13 protein-coding genes are annotated in these 14,829 nt (G+C 71.6%); 8 read left to right on the top strand and 5 right to left on the bottom strand.

Features of this window, described 5'->3' with window-relative positions:
• The first annotated feature begins 8 nt into the window (after positions 1-8).
• Positions 9-1,304 (top strand): AGE family epimerase/isomerase, encoded by a 1,296-nt coding sequence (locus tag MD221_RS14995; RefSeq protein ID WP_242112704.1) that lies wholly within the window; start codon positions 9-11, stop codon positions 1,302-1,304.
• 43 nt (positions 1,305-1,347) lie between these two features.
• Entirely contained in the window at positions 1,348-1,716 is a 369-nt protein-coding gene (locus tag MD221_RS14990; RefSeq protein WP_242112703.1) for a nuclear transport factor 2 family protein, read from the top strand.
• Between the two features lie 91 nt (positions 1,717-1,807).
• On the opposite strand, the gene rpoD is transcribed toward MD221_RS14990, so the two are convergent.
• Together rpoD and dtd are read right to left on the bottom strand one after the other, a co-directional pair.
• Positions 1,808-3,664, bottom strand: a complete 1,857-nt coding sequence (rpoD, locus tag MD221_RS14985; protein ID WP_242112702.1) for an RNA polymerase sigma factor RpoD — start codon at positions 3,662-3,664, stop codon at positions 1,808-1,810.
• 137 nt (positions 3,665-3,801) lie between these two features.
• On the bottom strand, positions 3,802-4,254 hold the full coding sequence (gene dtd / locus MD221_RS14980) for a D-aminoacyl-tRNA deacylase (RefSeq protein WP_242112701.1): 453 nt from the start codon (positions 4,252-4,254) through the stop codon (positions 3,802-3,804).
• 145 nt (positions 4,255-4,399) lie between these two features.
• On the opposite strand from dtd, the gene MD221_RS14975 reads away from it, so the two are divergent.
• The 3 genes from MD221_RS14975 (at position 4,400) to MD221_RS14965 (ending at position 7,434) form a co-directional block, all read left to right on the top strand.
• Complete coding sequence (locus MD221_RS14975) at positions 4,400-5,320, top strand: lauroyl acyltransferase (RefSeq protein WP_242112700.1); 921 nt, start codon at positions 4,400-4,402, stop codon at positions 5,318-5,320.
• Positions 5,321-5,420: 100 nt separating this feature from the next.
• Entirely contained in the window at positions 5,421-5,906 is a 486-nt protein-coding gene (locus tag MD221_RS14970; RefSeq protein ID WP_425602293.1) for a PH domain-containing protein, read from the top strand.
• A 25-nt stretch (positions 5,907-5,931) separates the two neighbouring features.
• Complete coding sequence (locus MD221_RS14965) at positions 5,932-7,434, top strand: PH domain-containing protein (RefSeq protein ID WP_242112754.1); 1,503 nt, start codon at positions 5,932-5,934, stop codon at positions 7,432-7,434.
• 45 nt (positions 7,435-7,479) lie between these two features.
• Here the strand turns inward: MD221_RS14965 and MD221_RS14960 are convergent, their stop codons facing one another.
• Positions 7,480-8,529: a UDP-N-acetylglucosamine 2-epimerase gene (locus MD221_RS14960; protein WP_242112697.1), complete on the bottom strand. Its 1,050-nt coding sequence runs from the start codon at positions 8,527-8,529 to the stop codon at positions 7,480-7,482.
• A 135-nt stretch (positions 8,530-8,664) separates the two neighbouring features.
• On the opposite strand from MD221_RS14960, the gene MD221_RS14955 reads away from it, so the two are divergent.
• From MD221_RS14955 to MD221_RS14945, 3 genes are all read left to right on the top strand, one after another.
• The gene (locus MD221_RS14955; RefSeq protein WP_242112695.1) at positions 8,665-10,218 is read left to right on the top strand and encodes a DUF6798 domain-containing protein; all 1,554 of its coding nucleotides are present in this window, start codon (positions 8,665-8,667) and stop codon (positions 10,216-10,218) included.
• Positions 10,215-11,006 carry a glycosyltransferase family 2 protein gene (locus MD221_RS14950; protein ID WP_242112693.1) on the top strand — a complete coding sequence of 264 codons (792 nt, stop codon included), beginning with the start codon at positions 10,215-10,217 and terminating at the stop codon, positions 11,004-11,006. The genes MD221_RS14955 and MD221_RS14950 overlap by 4 nt, the downstream gene beginning before the upstream one ends.
• A 134-nt stretch (positions 11,007-11,140) precedes the next feature.
• Complete coding sequence (locus MD221_RS14945) at positions 11,141-11,959, top strand: glycosyltransferase (protein ID WP_242112692.1); 819 nt, start codon at positions 11,141-11,143, stop codon at positions 11,957-11,959.
• A 24-nt stretch (positions 11,960-11,983) separates the two neighbouring features.
• Here the strand turns inward: MD221_RS14945 and MD221_RS14940 are convergent, their stop codons facing one another.
• Positions 11,984-12,979 (bottom strand): glycosyltransferase, encoded by a 996-nt coding sequence (locus tag MD221_RS14940; protein ID WP_242112691.1) that lies wholly within the window; start codon positions 12,977-12,979, stop codon positions 11,984-11,986.
• Between the two features lie 105 nt (positions 12,980-13,084).
• On the bottom strand, positions 13,085-14,803 hold the full coding sequence (locus MD221_RS14935; RefSeq protein WP_242112690.1) for an ArnT family glycosyltransferase: 1,719 nt from the start codon (positions 14,801-14,803) through the stop codon (positions 13,085-13,087).
• Positions 14,804-14,829 lie beyond the last annotated feature (26 nt).

Raw genomic sequence — 14,829 nt, 5'->3', positions numbered from 1 at the left:
CCACCCTCATGAACCTGCCCGCCACGCCCGTCCCCGATTTCGACACGCCCGCCTTCCTGCGCGCGCACATCGCCGACACCATGGCCTTCTACCATCCGCGCGCGATCGATCCGGCGGGCGGCTTCTTCCATTATTTCCGCGACGACGGCAGCGTCTACGACGCCAGCCACCGCCACCTGGTGAGCAGCACCCGCTTCGTTTTCAACTACGCGATGGCCGCGCGCGAGTTCCCCGACTCGCCGCAGGCGCCGGCCTACCTGGACGCCGTGGCGCACGGCCTGCGCTACCTGCGCGAGGCGCATCGCGACCCCGCCGGCGGCGGCTACGCCTGGACGCTGCGCGACGGCCGGCCGGAAGACCGCACCAACCATGCCTACGGCGTGGCGTTCGTGCTGCTGGCCTATGCCACCGCGCGCAAGGCCGGCGTCGACACCGCGGCCTGGATGGAGGAAACCTGGCAGCTGCTGGAAACGCGCTTCTGGGACGCCGAGGCCGGCCTGTACCGCGACGAGGCCGACGCGCAGTGGCGCTTCTCCGACTACCGCGGCCAGAACGCCAACATGCACATGTGCGAGGCGATGATCGCCGCGTTCGAGGCCAGCGGCGAGGCGCGCTACCTCGAACGCGCGCTGGCCCTGGCCGAGCGCATGACCCAGCGGCAGGCGGACAAGGCCGGCGGCCTGGTGTGGGAACACTACGACCGCGACTGGAACGTGGACTGGGACTACCACCGCGACGATCCCAAGCACCTGTTCCGCCCCTGGGGCTTCCAGCCCGGCCACCAGGTCGAATGGTCCAAGCTGCTGCTGTTGCTGCACACGCACCTGGGCGGCGCCGGCAAGGCGCCCGGCTGGCTGCTGCCGAGGGCGTGCGCGCTGTTCGACGCCGCGCTCGAGCACGGCTGGGACGCGGGCTTCGGCGGCATCGTCTACGGCTTCGCCTTCGAATCGCTGCGCGCGCCGTCCGCCGACGGACGCGTGACCGTGGAAGGCGCCGCCTACATCTGCGACGACGACAAGTATTTCTGGGTGCAGGCCGAGGCCCTGGCCGCCGCCGCGCGGCTGTTCGCGGCCACCGGCGATGCCCGCTACCGCGGCTGGTACGAGCAGCTGTGGCGCTACAGCTGGCAGCATCTGGTCGACCACCGCTACGGCGCCTGGTATCGCATCCTCGACCGCGAGAACCGCAAGTACGACGACGAGAAGAGCCCGGCCGGCAAGACCGACTACCACACCATGGGCGCCTGCCACGACGTGCTGGCGCTGCTGCGCCAGGCGCCCGGGGCGTTCAGTCGCAACGGCTGAGACCGGGCCGGCGTAGGCTGCGCTCCCCTGTCAGGAGAGCGCCATGAACACCGAGCAAGTCGCCAAGCGCCTGGTCGAGCTGTGCCGCGAAGGCAAGTACGAGGAAGCCCAGAACGAGCTGTACGCCGAGGACGCGGTCAGCGTCGAGATGGAAGGCCTGCCGCAGGGCGCGCTCGGCAACGTCAAGGGACTGGCGGCGATCCGCGAGAAAGGCAAGAAGTGGGCCGCGGACATCGTCGAGATCCACGGCGGCGGCGTCGGCGAGCCGATCGTGGCCGGCGACTGGTTCAGTGTCGCCATGTCCATCGACGCCACCTACAAGAGCATGGGCCGCGTGCCGATGGAAGAAATCTGCGTGTACCAGGTGCGTGGCGGCAAGATCGTGCGCGAGCAGTTCTTCTACAACGTCTGACCGAACGCTTCACCTCGCGACTCTTCGTGCAAGGAAAAGGCCCGCCGAGGCGGGCCTTTCCGAACAACCTTTTGCAGGAGACGCAGCAGGCTTACTCGATGTCGAGGAAGCTGCGCAGCTGTTCCGAGCGCGAGGGGTGGCGCAGCTTGCGCAGCGCCTTGGCCTCGATCTGGCGGATGCGCTCGCGGGTGACGTCGAACTGCTTGCCGACCTCTTCGAGGGTGTGGTCGGTGTTCATGTCGATGCCGAAGCGCATGCGCAGCACCTTGGCTTCCCGCGGGGTGAGGCCGGCGAGCACGTCGCGCACGGTCTCCGACAGGTTGGTGTTGGTGGTCGCGTCGATCGGGGACTCCACGTTGGTGTCCTCGATGAAGTCGCCCAGGTGCGAATCCTCGTCGTCGCCGATCGGCGTCTCCATGGAGATCGGCTCCTTGGCGATCTTCATGACCTTGCGGATCTTGTCCTCCGGCATGTCCATCTCTTTCGCCAGCTCTTCCGGGGTCGCTTCGCGGCCGAACTGCTGCAGCATCTGCCGCGAGATGCGATTGAGCTTGTTGATCGTCTCGATCATGTGCACCGGGATGCGGATGGTGCGCGCCTGGTCGGCGATCGAGCGGGTGATGGCCTGGCGGATCCACCAGGTGGCGTAGGTGGAGAACTTGTAGCCGCGGCGGTACTCGAACTTGTCCACGGCCTTCATCAGGCCGATGTTGCCTTCCTGGATCAGGTCGAGGAACTGCAGGCCGCGGTTGGTGTACTTCTTGGCGATGGAGATCACCAGGCGCAGGTTGGCCTCGACCATCTCCTTCTTGGCCTTGCGGGCCTTGGCCTCGCCGTAGGCCATGGCGCGGCTGATGTCCTTGATGTCGGCCAGGGTCACGTACATCGCCTTCTCGATGGCGATGGTGGCTTCCTGTTCGGCGATGATCTGGTCCTTCACCTCGCGCAGGCCCGAGGACCACTTCTGCTTGCGCTTGAGCACGTCGTCCACCCAGCCCAGGTTGGTCTGGTTGCCTTCCCAGGCGCGGATGAAGTCCTTGCGCGGCATCTTGGCCACGCGCGTGGACAGGTCGAGGATGCGGCGCTCGTGGTCCTTGATCTCGGCCAGCACCTCGCGCAGCTTGCGCACCAGGGTGTCGGTGAGCGCGAGCGGCAGCTTGAAGGTGACGAACTGCTCGGCCATCTCCTCGCGCAGCTTGACCACCGGCTTGGCGGACGGGCCGTTCTTGGCGTAGGCCTTCTGGAACTTGGCGTAGCCGGCGGCCAGCGCCTCCATGCGGCGCGCAACCTCGGCCGGATCCGGACCGGTCGGCGCCGGCTCGTCCTCGCCGCCGTCGGCGTTGTCGTCGTCGTCCTCGTCGACCTCGGAATCGTCGTCGCTGCTGTCGGCGGCGATCGGCGGCTCGGGCTCTTCCTCGACCAGGTCGTTGAAGCCGACCACGATCTCGGCCAGGCGCTTCTTGCCGCCCTTGTGCAGTTCGTAGTCTTCCAGCAGCAGCTGCACCGACCATGGGAAGCTGGCCAGCGAGGACAGCATCTGGTTGAGGCCTTCCTCGATGCGCTTGGCGATGGCGATTTCGCCCTCGCGCGTGAGCAGTTCCACCGTGCCCATCTCGCGCATGTACATGCGCACCGGGTCGGTGGTGCGGCCGCCCTCGCCGTCGAGCGCGGTCAGCGTGGCCGCGGCTTCCTCGGCCGCGGTGTCGTCGACTTCGCGGTTGCCGGAATTGCCGTCGGCGAGCAAAAGGGTATCGGCATCCGGCGCAACCTCGTGCACCTCGATGCCCATGCCGTTGATCATGCCGATGATGTCTTCGATCTGCTCCGGATCGACGAGATCGTCGGGCAGGTGATCGTTGACTTCGGCGTAGGTCAGGTAACCCTGCTCCAGGCCCTTGCTGATCAGCTGCTTGATGTCGGACTGCGGGGCCTGACGTTCGTTGGCCATGTGGGGCGCCACCGGGGATAGGGGAGAAGGGAACCCTGCATTATACCCCCTTGTAGAGGGCGCAGGGGACGAAATGGGTGCGTCGCCCTGGCGGGCGGCGCCCGGGTGCCGGCGATCCGGCCCTGCGCGGAGGGCGGCTAGGGGCGGCCGCCGGCCCGCAACAGGAAGGTGACCGGGCCGTCATTGACCAGGCTGACGGTCATATGGGCACCGAAGCGCCCGGTTTCCACCCCTGGCGCGTGTTTTTCTCGGCAAATCGCCACCAGGCGGTCGAAAACCCGTTCAGCCTCGGCCGGTGCCGCGGCCGTGCTGAAGCCCGGGCGCATGCCGCCGCTGGTGTCGGCGGCCAGGGTGAACTGGCTGACCAGCAGCAATCCGCCGCCGCAATCGGCCAGGGACCGGTTCATCCGGCCGGCGTCGTCGGCGAAGGCCCGGTAGCCGAGCAGGCGCTCGCTCATCCGCGCGACCTCCGCCTCGCCGTCGCCCGGCTCCACGCCCACCAGCGCCAGCAGCCCCGGGCCGATGGCGCCCACGCGCTCGCCCTGGACATCGACGCTGGCGGAGGCGACGCGTTGGATCAGAACGAGCATGGGCGGCCGGACGGGGACGGTGTGCGGGGAAGCTAGCGGTTCGGCCGCGGCTTGTCATGCCGATCCTCGCGGCGCGCGGCGCAAATACCGCATGGACGCCGCGCGGATCGCCGAGCCGCAGGGCCGGGCCGGCTAGACTTTCCCGATGCCGTCCCTGATCGCCGCCCTGCTCTACCTGCTCGCCAGCGCCGTCGGCCGCCTGCCGTGGCCGTGGCTGCGCGGGCTGGCCGGCGTCGTCGCGCGCCTGTGGCGTCGCCTGGACGCGCGCGAAAGCCGGGTGGCGCTGCGCAACCTGGAGCTGGCCCACCCCGAGATGGCACCCGCGCAGCGGCTGCGCCTGCGCGAGGCGATCCTGCGCACCACCGCCTACCAAGCCCTGGAGACGCTGCGCTTCTGGACGCGGCCGCACGCGCAGAATCTGGCGCTGATCCGCGAGCGGCACGGCGCCGAGCGCTTCGCCGAGGCGGTGGCGGCCGGCCGCGGCCTGATCGTGGCGGCGCCGCATTACGGCAACTGGGAGCTGCTGAACCAGTGGCTGGCGGCGCAGGGCCCGCTGGCGATCCTGTACCGCCCGCCGGAATCGGCGGTCGGCGAGGCCTTCCTGCGCCGCGTCCGCGCCGACGGCCAGGCACGCGTGACCCAGGTGCGGGCCGAAGGGCCCGGCATCCGCCAGCTGTTCAGGCTGCTCAAGGACGGCGGCGTGGTCGGCATCCTGCCCGACCAGCAGCCCAAGGCCGGTGACGGCGAGTTCGCGCCGTTCTTCGGCAAGCAGGCGCTGACCATGACCCTGCTCAACCGCCTGGCCGAGCGCACCGGCGCGCAGGTGCTGTTCGGTTACTGCGAGCGCATCGGCACGGGGCCGGGATTCGCGCTGCGCTTCGATCCCGCGCCGGCCGAGGTCGCCTCGCCCGATCCGGCCGCGGGCGTGGCGGCGCTCAATCGCGAGGTCGAACGGATCGCGCGACGCGATCCGACGCAGTACCAATGGACCTACAAGCGCTATACGCTGCGACCGCCCGGCACGGGCGAGGACAATCCCTACCGGGACCTGGAGCTGGACCGATGACACGCATCATGGAACGATCCCGGCGCGGACGCGCGCGCTGCCGCATCGACGCGGCGCGTCCGCGATGAACGCTCCCGACATCGGCGATTCCCTGCAGGCGATGGCCCCGACCGCGCGACACGACGACGACTGGCAGCCGCTGCCGCCGCGCGCGCGCGCGCTCTACATCCTCAGCACCGCCCTCGGCCTGGGCGCGGCGGCGCTGCTGGGCGTCGGCGTGATGAGCCTTTCGCGCCTGCACCTGCTGGCGTACTTCCCGCTGTTCTTCACGCTGGCGGCGATCGCGGCCGGCGCGCTGTACGGCAACCGCCGCTACGTCAACACGCGTTGGCGGTTGAACGCCGACGGCTTCGCGCTGCAGCGCGGCCGCCTGTGGCAGGTGGAAACGCGCGTGCCGGGCAGCCGCGTGCAGCACCTGGATCTCAAGCGCGGCCCGATCGAACGCTACTGCCGCCTGGCCACGCTGGTGATCCATACCGCGGGCACCCGGCACAGCTCGGTCTCGCTCTCGGGCCTGGACGAACACGACGCGGAACGGCTGCGCGACCGGCTGGCCAGCCAGACCGACGACGATGACGACGCCTGAGCCGGCGGCGGCGCCGCCGCCGGAGATGCCCGACGCCCTGGCGCAGGAACATCGCCTGCATCCGATGTCGTGGCTGTTCGTGATGCTGCAGCACATGCGTACCTTCATCGTGCCGCTGCTGGCCTTCCTGATCTTCGGCCGCACCGACCGCAACGAACTGTGGTCGGTGGTGGCGATCTGCCTGATCGCCGCCGCCGCGTTGTGGCGCTACCTCACCTACAGCTACCGCCTCAGCGGCGACAGCGTGCTGATCCGCAGCGGGCTGCTGCACCGCACGCTGCGGCAGATCCCCTTTTCGCGCATCCACAACGTCGCCCTGCACCAGACCCTGCTGCACCGGCTGTTCGGCGTGGCCGAGGTGCGCCTGGAATCGGCCGGCGGGCACAAGCCCGAGGCGGAGATGCGCGTGCTCAAGCTCGCCGAGGCCAGCGCCCTGGAAACGCTGATCCGCCGGCGCGGACACCAGGACGCGTCGGCCGCGACGAGCGCGCCCGCCGCGCCGGCGCCGCTCGACCGGCTGCGCCCGGGCAGCGACGGCGTGCTGCTGACGCTGCCGCTGGGCGAGGTGCTGCGCCTGGGCGTGATCTCCAACCGCGGCATGCTGGTGTTCGGCGCGGCGGTGGTCGCGGTCTCGCAGCTGCGGCTGAAACTCCCGGAGGACATCAACCGGCAATGGAGCCGGATGGTGGACTACTTCTTCGGCCATTTCGGCGTCAGCCAGGTCGCGACCGTGGTGGTATTGCTGGCGGTGGCGTTCTTCGCGCTGCTGCGGCTGCTGTCGGTGCTGCTGGCGCTGCTGCAGTACTCCGGCTTCCGGCTCGAACAGGAGGGCCGGCGGCTGACGGTGACGCGCGGGCTGCTGACGCGCCTGCGCACCAGCGCCGCGCGCCGGCGCATGCAGGCCTTCCAGCTGCAGGAGACGGTGCTGCACCGCCTGTTCGGGCGGCGCACGCTGAAGGTCGACACCGCCGTCTCGGGCTCGCACCACGACGACCGCAGCTTCCGCGAGATCGCCCCGGTGGCCACGCCGGAGACCTGCGACGCGCTGGTGCGCCACGTGCTGCCCGGCGCCGCGTGGCCGCCGGCGCGCTGGCGGCCGCTGCATCCGCACGCCTGGCTGCGACTGGCGCTGCCGGGAACCGTGCTCGCGCTGCTGCTGACGGCCTTGCTGTCGTGGCGCTACGGCGCCCTGGGCCTGTGGGGACTGGCATGGCTGCTGCCGGCGACCTTCGTCGCCTGGCAGCACGCGCGCCGCGCCGGCTACGCCGTCGACGATGCCCTGGTGGCGGTGCGCAGCGGCTGGTGGTCGCGGCGCTGGCGTTTCGCCGAGCTGGACAAGCTGCAGGTGCTGCTGCTGCATCGCTCGCCGCTCGATCGCCTGCTCGGCATGGCTTCGCTGTCGCTCGATACCGCCGGCACCGACCCCACCAAGTCCGCGCTGCGGCTGCGCCACCTGCCGGTGGAGGACGCGCGCGCGCTGCTGGTCAGCCTCGACCGCGAGGTCGCCCGCCGCCCCTTGCGCTGGTAAGGCGGCCGCGCTCGGCACGATGCGGTTCGGGCGCCCGGGGCCCGCTCATTCCGGCAACAGCACCCGCATCGTCTCCCGCCCCTGCCAGCGGCGCCACCAGCCGCGGCGGCGCGGCCGCAGCGGGCCGTAGCCGCCGGCCAGCAGGCGCTCGGTCGCCTCGATCACGCGCTGCGCGGACTTGCCGTCGCGCGCGGGATGGATCTGCGCGATGTACTCGCCGATCGCCCGCATCAACGCCGGCGGCCGCGACAGGGCCAGGTCGATGGCCGCATCGACGTCCTCCGGCGCCTGCACGTCGAGCAGGGCCGGGCGCGGCCGGCGCGTGCGCAACGTGACCACGGGCTTGTCCAGCAGCAGGCATTCCTCGATCACCGAGGAGGTGTCGCAGACCAGCACGTCGGTCGCACGCAGCATGTCCAGCAGGTCGGGCGCCTCGAGGAAGCGGGCGTGCGTTCCCGCCAGCGCGCGGTAGGCCTCGAACAGCGTCGGCGGGCATTTCGGATGCAGGGTGAGCAGCCAGTAGCGGTCGCCGCGCGCGATGAGCTCCGGCAAGACCGAGAGCAGCGCCGGCGCCGCGCTCAGCGATTCGGTGAAGGTGGAGGCCACCATCGCCACCGGCCGCCCGGCCGCCGCCGCGCGCAGCGCCTCGGCGGCCGGAGAGGGCGAGAACAGCGGATCGAGCTTGGGCCAGCCGGTCTCGGCGACGGCGAAATCGCCGTGCGCGCGCGCCTGCTCGGCGAAGCGCGGCGTGGTGGCCGGGCCGTGGGTGCAATACAGGTCGAACAGGCCGCGAATGCGGAAATGGCCGCGGCCGTCGTCGTTGCGCTTGTCGATGTTCAGGCCGTGGAACAGCTGCACCTGCTTGCCCGGCAGCTGCGCCGGAATGCGATGCACGGTGGCGAAGGTGGCGTCGGCGGCGAAGGCGCGCAGCGCGGCGCGGCTGGCGATGCGCGGCTCGTCGGCGCGCAGCCGCGCCGCCACCGCGGCGTCGCAGAGCCAGCCGACGCGATGCCCGGCCGCCAGCGCCGCGGCGGCCACCGGCCGCAGCACCGGCAGCGAATACAGTTCGGAGGCGAGCAGGAGGTAGGCGGACATGGCCGACACGATAAGCCAAGCATGCGCGCACGGGGGCGGGAAGCGGGCGCAAGGCCCCCGCTTCCGCGTGCGCCCCGCTCTTCCGCGCGCGTTTCTCGCTACAGTACGCCGGCCGCTTCCGGTTCCGAGCCCCCGATGTTCCGCCCCGCGCAATCCCCGAACTGGCCGCTGACCATCGCCTGCGTGTTCGCCAGCGCCGTGCTGGCGATCGCGCTCGACCAGGGCATCCAGGTGGGGCGCGAGAACCACGCCGGGCTGATCCCGGTGGTGCGGCGCCTGCTCGATCCGGCCTATCTGCCGGGCGATTTCGGCATCGAGATCCGCGCCCACCACCATCGCATCTTCGCGCTGATGGTGGCGGCGCTGGCGCGCCCCTTCGGCGAGACCGGCGCCTTCGTCGCGCTGACCTACGCCGGCTACGCGCTGATGTTCGCCGCGCTGTGGACGCTGGGCGCGGCGCTGGCGCTGCCGCGCGGGCGGCGCCTGCTGCTGGCGGTGGCGCTGGCCACCGGCTTCGCCTTCCTCGATCACGGCGTGGAGGCCAACCGCTTCCTCGGCAACGGCCCGATCATGCCGCCGACCTTCGCCCACGCCGGCATCGTCTTCGCCGTCGCCGCGCTGGCGCGCGGACGCTGGAACCTGGCCTTCGCGCTGTCCGGCGCGGTGGCGCTGGTGCACCTGCAGATCGGCGGCATCTGGCTGGCGGCGATGCTCATCGAGGCGACGCGGCAAGGCGTTTGGCGGCGCCCGGCGGCCTGGCTGCCCGGTCTGCTGGCGGCGCTGCTGATTGCCTCGCCGGCGCTGCTGGACCTGGCAGCGCTGGCGCGCCAGGGGCTGACCCGGCAGATGGGCGCGATGCAGGACGTCGCCTTCCGCATGCCGCAGCATTTCCAGTTCCACGGCAACCGCGTGGCGGCGGTGCTGCTCTATCTCGGCCTGTTCGCCTGGCTGTGGCGGCACTGGCGCAAGCGCGGCGACGCGCGCGCGGCGGCGTTCGCGCCGCTGCTGTCGCTGGCGGTGATCCTGATGGCCTTCACCGCGCTGCACTACGCCGACTACTACCTGCTGGGCACCGGCTGGATCTCGCGCATCCAGCTGCTGCGCCTGAGCGTGTTCGTGCCGGTGCTGTCCGCCTTCGCCCTGCTCTCGACGCGCCTGCCCGGCGCGGACGGGCGCGAACGCTGGCCCTGGATCGTCGCGGCGCTGTTCGCGCTGGGGGCGATGGCCGGCTATGTGCGCAAGGGCGAGCCGCCCTCACTGCGCGTGGTCGACGCCTCGCGGGCCGAGCGCGACTGGGCGCAGGCCTGCGACTGGCTGCGCGCGCAGGGGCCGCGCGTGCTCTATGCCTCTCCGCCCGGCCACACCGGCTTCACCGCCTGCAGCAACCGCTCGACGCTGGTGGAATTCAAGATCAATCCCGACGGCGGCGCCGGGCGCGCGCAATGGCTGCAGCGCCTGCGCGCGGTCGCCGGCGGCGCGCTGCCGGCCAGCTCCAGCCGTGCGGGCGTGGCCGAGGCCCTGGATGCCGCCTACGCGCGCCTGCCCGACGCCGGATTCCAGGCGCTGGCTCGCGACTACGGCGTCGGCGCCGCGCTCGTCCCCGCCGCCAGCCCGTTGCGCGGCGAGGTGCTGTACCGCAACGCCGGCTATCGCGTGGTCGCGCTGGCCGCGCCGGGCGACGCGCCATGAGCGTGCCCGCCCGTCCCCCGATCTCGGCCTGCATCATCGCCCTCAACGAGGCCGACCGCATCGGCGACTGCCTGGCCTCGCTGGCGTTCTGCGACGAGATCGTGGTGGTGGACTCCGGCTCGAGCGACGGCACGCGCGAGCTGTGCGAGCGGGCCGGCGCGCGCGTGCTGCAGCGCGCCTTCGACGGCTTCCGCAGCCAGAAGCAGTTCGCGGTGGAACAGGCCGCGCACGACTGGGTGCTGTGCCTGGACGCGGACGAGCGCGTGGGCGAGCGGCTGCGCGAGGCGATCCTCGCCGAACAGGCCTCAGGTTTCGCCCATGCCGGCGGCTACCGCTTCGCGCGGCTGTCGGAGTATTTCGGCAGGTTCCTGCGCCACGGCAACGCCTATCCCGACCGGGTGCTGCGCCTGTTCGACCGCCGTCGCGGCGGCTGGCGCGGGTCGCGCGAGATCCACGAGACCGCCAGCGTCGACGGCCAGGTGCGCACCCTGCCCGGCGACCTCGTCCATCACCCCTACCGCTCCTTCGAGCAGCTGCTGCACAAGACCGAGGGCTACGCGCGGATGATGGCCGAGCACGAGTTCGCCCGCGGCAAGCGCGCCTCCCTGGCCAAGCTGGTGATCTCCCCGGCCTGGCGCTTCTGGCGCGGCTACGTGCTGCGCGCCGGCTTCCTCGACGGCTGGCACGGCCTGGTCTACGCCTACGTGCGCGCCAACTACGTGCGCCAGAAGACGATCATGCTGTGGCTGCTGCAGCACGGACAGCCGCTGCGCACGCCGCGCGGCTGAGCGGCGAGGCTCGTCATCGTCGCCGCGATCCCCGACAATGCCGCCGCGCCCTTCCCGTCCGGCACCGATGCGCGTCCGGGGACGCGCGTGACTCCGACTCCCGCTCCCACGCCGCCCGCAGGACGCAAGACATCATGAACATCAGCGTCGTGCTGCTGACCTACAACTGGCCCGAAGCGCTGGGACTGGCGCTGGACGCGCTGGCGCGGCAGGCGCTGCGTCCGCTGGAGGTGATCGTCGCCGACGACGGCTCGGCCGAGCCCACGCGCGCGCTGGTCGCCGCGCGCGCGAAGGACTACCCGGTGCCGCTGCGCCACATCTGGCACGAGGATCGCGGCTTCCGCGCCGGCGCCGCGCGCAACCGCGGCATGGCCGCCAGCCGCGGCGACTACATCGTGCTGGTCGACGGCGACATGGTGGCGCATCCGCTGTTCCTGGCCGACCATGCCGAGTTCGTCGAGCCGGGCTGCTTCCTCGCCGGCGGCCGCCTGCGCGCCAGCGCGCGCGAGACCGCGCGCCTGCTGGCCGGCGGCGCGGCGCGCTTCAACCCGCTGATGGACGGCATCTTCGACGCCCCGTTCGACTTCCATCGCCAGCATGCGCTGCGCTGGCCAGCGCTGGCGCGGCACAAGGCGCGCCGGCCGGGCCGGGTGATGAGCTGCAACATGAGCTTCTGGCGCGAGGATGCGCTGCGCGTGAACGGCTTCGACGAGCGCATGGAGGGCTACGGCAGCGAGGACCTGGAACTGGCCGCGCGCCTGCGCAACGCCGGCGTGCGCCAGAAGCAGCTGAAGTTCACCGCGCTGGCGGTGCACCTGGAGCACACCTCGCGCGCGCCGGCCGATCCCGACGATCCGGACATGCCCAACAACCGCCTGCTGCGCGAGACCCGCCAGCAGAAGATCACCCGCTGCGAGCGCGGCATGGACCAGTACCTGGGCGAGTTCGGCTGAAACGGCGCCCGCCGCGAACGCGGCTCAGGCGGCGATGTCCTCGATCGCGCGCAGCAGGCGGCGCGGGAAATCGTCGCGGTTGTCCTCGAACCAGCGCCGCGCCGCAGTGCCGAGCGCGTCGCTCTCGGCCGGCGACATCGCCAGGCAGCGCTCCACCGCCTCGCGCATGCCCTCGACCTCGAAGTCGTAGAGCGTGGCCAGGTGCTGGGTGCCGCTGGCGCGCGCGGGCACCAGCACACCGCGCTCGGGCGTGACCAGCTCGTTCATCGGTTCGGCGTCGGTGGTGATCACCACCGCGCCCAGGCTGAGGCTTTCCACCAGCGAGTGGCCATAGCCCTCGGTCTGCGAGGGACACAAATGGAAGCGGCTGGCGTTCTGCAGGCGGCGCAGTTCCTCTTCCTCGACGAATTCGCGCAGCAGCGTGACGTTGGCCGGCATCGGCGGCAGCTCGACGCGGCGGCGGCGCCAGACCACGGTGAGCTGCGGCCAGTGCGGGTGCCGCGCCCACAGTTCCAGCAATGGCAGCGTGCCCTTGTTGCCGCTGCGTCCCGGACCATGGAAGAAGGTCGGCGCGCGCTCCACGGCGCGGTCCAGGCGGTCCTGGCTGGTGAAGCCGACGTAGGCGGTGCGGCAGCCGAGTTCGGAGAATATCCGCTCGGCGTGGCGGGTCTTGGCCAGCACCAGGTCGAACCGCCCCAGCTCCGGCCGCCATTCCGGGCGGAACCACTCCGGATTGGGCAGCAGCACGTTGCGCCGCGCCTGGTCGAAGAATTCCGCGCGCACGTGCTCGACCATCACGTTGACGTCGAAACGGGCGTTGAGCTCGCCCTTGCGCCATCCCCGCCACAGCCGCCGCAACCGCGCATGCACGCGCCGCAGGCGGCTGCTCAGGCGTCCGCGATGCCCCAGCGCCGTGACCTCGACCTCGTGACCGGCCCGGACCAGCAGATCGGCGAGCAATTGCAGGTCGCGCGTCAATCCGGCGCCGTTGTCGCGAGCGATCAGTTGGATGCTGGTCATCGATTCGGCGGGCCGGGGCTGCGTTCCGGCCGGCATAGTACATGCCGCCCCGTTTCGGGGCCTACGCGCGGCGCCGTCGCGGCGGGGCCGCGCCGAAAGGCGCGATCACTCCTCCTCGTCGTCCGGCCCGGCCGGCGCCGCGTGCCGCGTGGAGACGCAACCGGCGATGCGCGCCTGCGCCGGCAGCAGCCACCAACTGCGGCGGTTGCCCACGCCCAGATGCAGGGCGCGCGTGCGGTCCACGCACTCGTCCAAGGCCACTTCCTGCGCCAGCAGCCAGCGCGGGGCGGCGCCGGCCTGCGCCTGCCAGGCCAGGCCGCGCCGCATCTGCTCGTCGAAGGGCACCTTGAAGCCGAAGGTGGTGGCCGGGCGGTCGGCCATCAGCAGGTTCTGTTCGCGCCAGGCGACCAGGCCGAGCTCGGCATCGGGGCCGATGCGCGCGCCGACCTCGCGCATCAGGCCGCGCGCGGACGAGGAGTCGTTGAGCAGCGGCTGCACGAACAGGCCCACCGCCACCCACAGTCCGGCCAGCGTCGCCAGCAGCGCGGCCACCGGGCGCCGGCGACCGAGCCAGAGCAGGCAGGCGATGCCCCAGACGCCGATCGGCAGCAGGGTCGCCGCCAGGCCGCGCGCGCCGTCGGTGATGCCGCGCTCGGCCGCCAGCTTCTCCTCGAAGCCCGGATGGCCGAACCACATCAGCAGCGCCAGCGTGGTGAACGCCACCGCCAGCAGCGCCGTGCAGGCCAGGGCCAGCCGCCGCGGCCACGGCCGGCGCAGGATGCCGGCCAGCAGCGGCGCCAGCGCCAGGCACAGCATCGGCAGCGCCGGCAGGATGTACATGTCGCGCTTGCCGCTGGGGATGGAGAAGAACAGCAGCACCAGCCCCCACCAGGCCAGCGGCAGCAGGTAGCGCGCGTCGCGGCGGCGCAGCCGGCGCAGCCACGGCTTGAACGCCCAGGGCAGCGCAAGCACGGTCGGCAGCCATGCCGTCGCCATCACGCTCAGGAAGTACCAGGGCGGATGCCCGTGGTCCCAGGAGGCGCCGTAGCGCTTGGCGGTCTGGCGCAGCAGGATGTCGTCGAGGTAGGCGCGGTACTCGGGCGAGTCCTGGCCGAGGGCGGCGACCAGCACCGGCACCAGCCAGACGCAGGCGGCCGCGACGAAGGCCAGCGGCCCGAGCCAGAACTTCGCGCGGCCCGCGTGCACGCGCACGCCCGGCCAGCCGCGCAGCGAGGCGATGCCGGCCGGGATCAGCATCAGCAGCGCGATCACGCCCACGCCCTTGGTGATCGTGCCCAGCCCCGCCGCCGCCCAGCCCAGCGTCCACATCCTCCAGTCCGGTCCGCCGGCGCGCGCCAGCACGTGGCGCAGCAGGCCGTAGTTGGCCAGCGTGATCCAGAAGATCACCACCGGATCGATCTGCGCCTTCTTGAACTGGTAGGTGAACTGGAAGGCGAACAGCAGCGCGTAGGCGGCATACAGGCCGACCCGCGGCGTCCACAGCCGGCGCCCGAGGTCGTACACGCACCACAGCGTGCCGAACGCGGCCAGCAGCGAGGGCAGCAGGAAGGCCACGCGCAGGTTGCCGAGCACGCTGTAGAGCAGCGCCTGCAGCCACATGAACAGCGGCGGCTTGTCCGAGTACAGCTCGATGCCGCGGTGCGGGAACAGCCAGTCGCCGCTCTCCACCATCTGCTTCGCCACCAGGGCGAAACGCGGCTCGTCGGCGGGCCAGGGATCGCGCAGGCCGAGGCCGGCGCCGAGCACCACCAGGGCGACGAGGAAGAGGATCCAGAGTTCGCGGGACGCGCGGGAAGTCGGCATGCGCGGATGATAGCGACGGGCCCTGT

It is taken from the genome of Luteimonas aquatica, from assembly GCF_022662575.1.
Taxonomy (GTDB): domain Bacteria; phylum Pseudomonadota; class Gammaproteobacteria; order Xanthomonadales; family Xanthomonadaceae; genus Luteimonas; species Luteimonas aquatica.
This window is presented reverse-complemented; position numbering and strand designations above follow the sequence as displayed.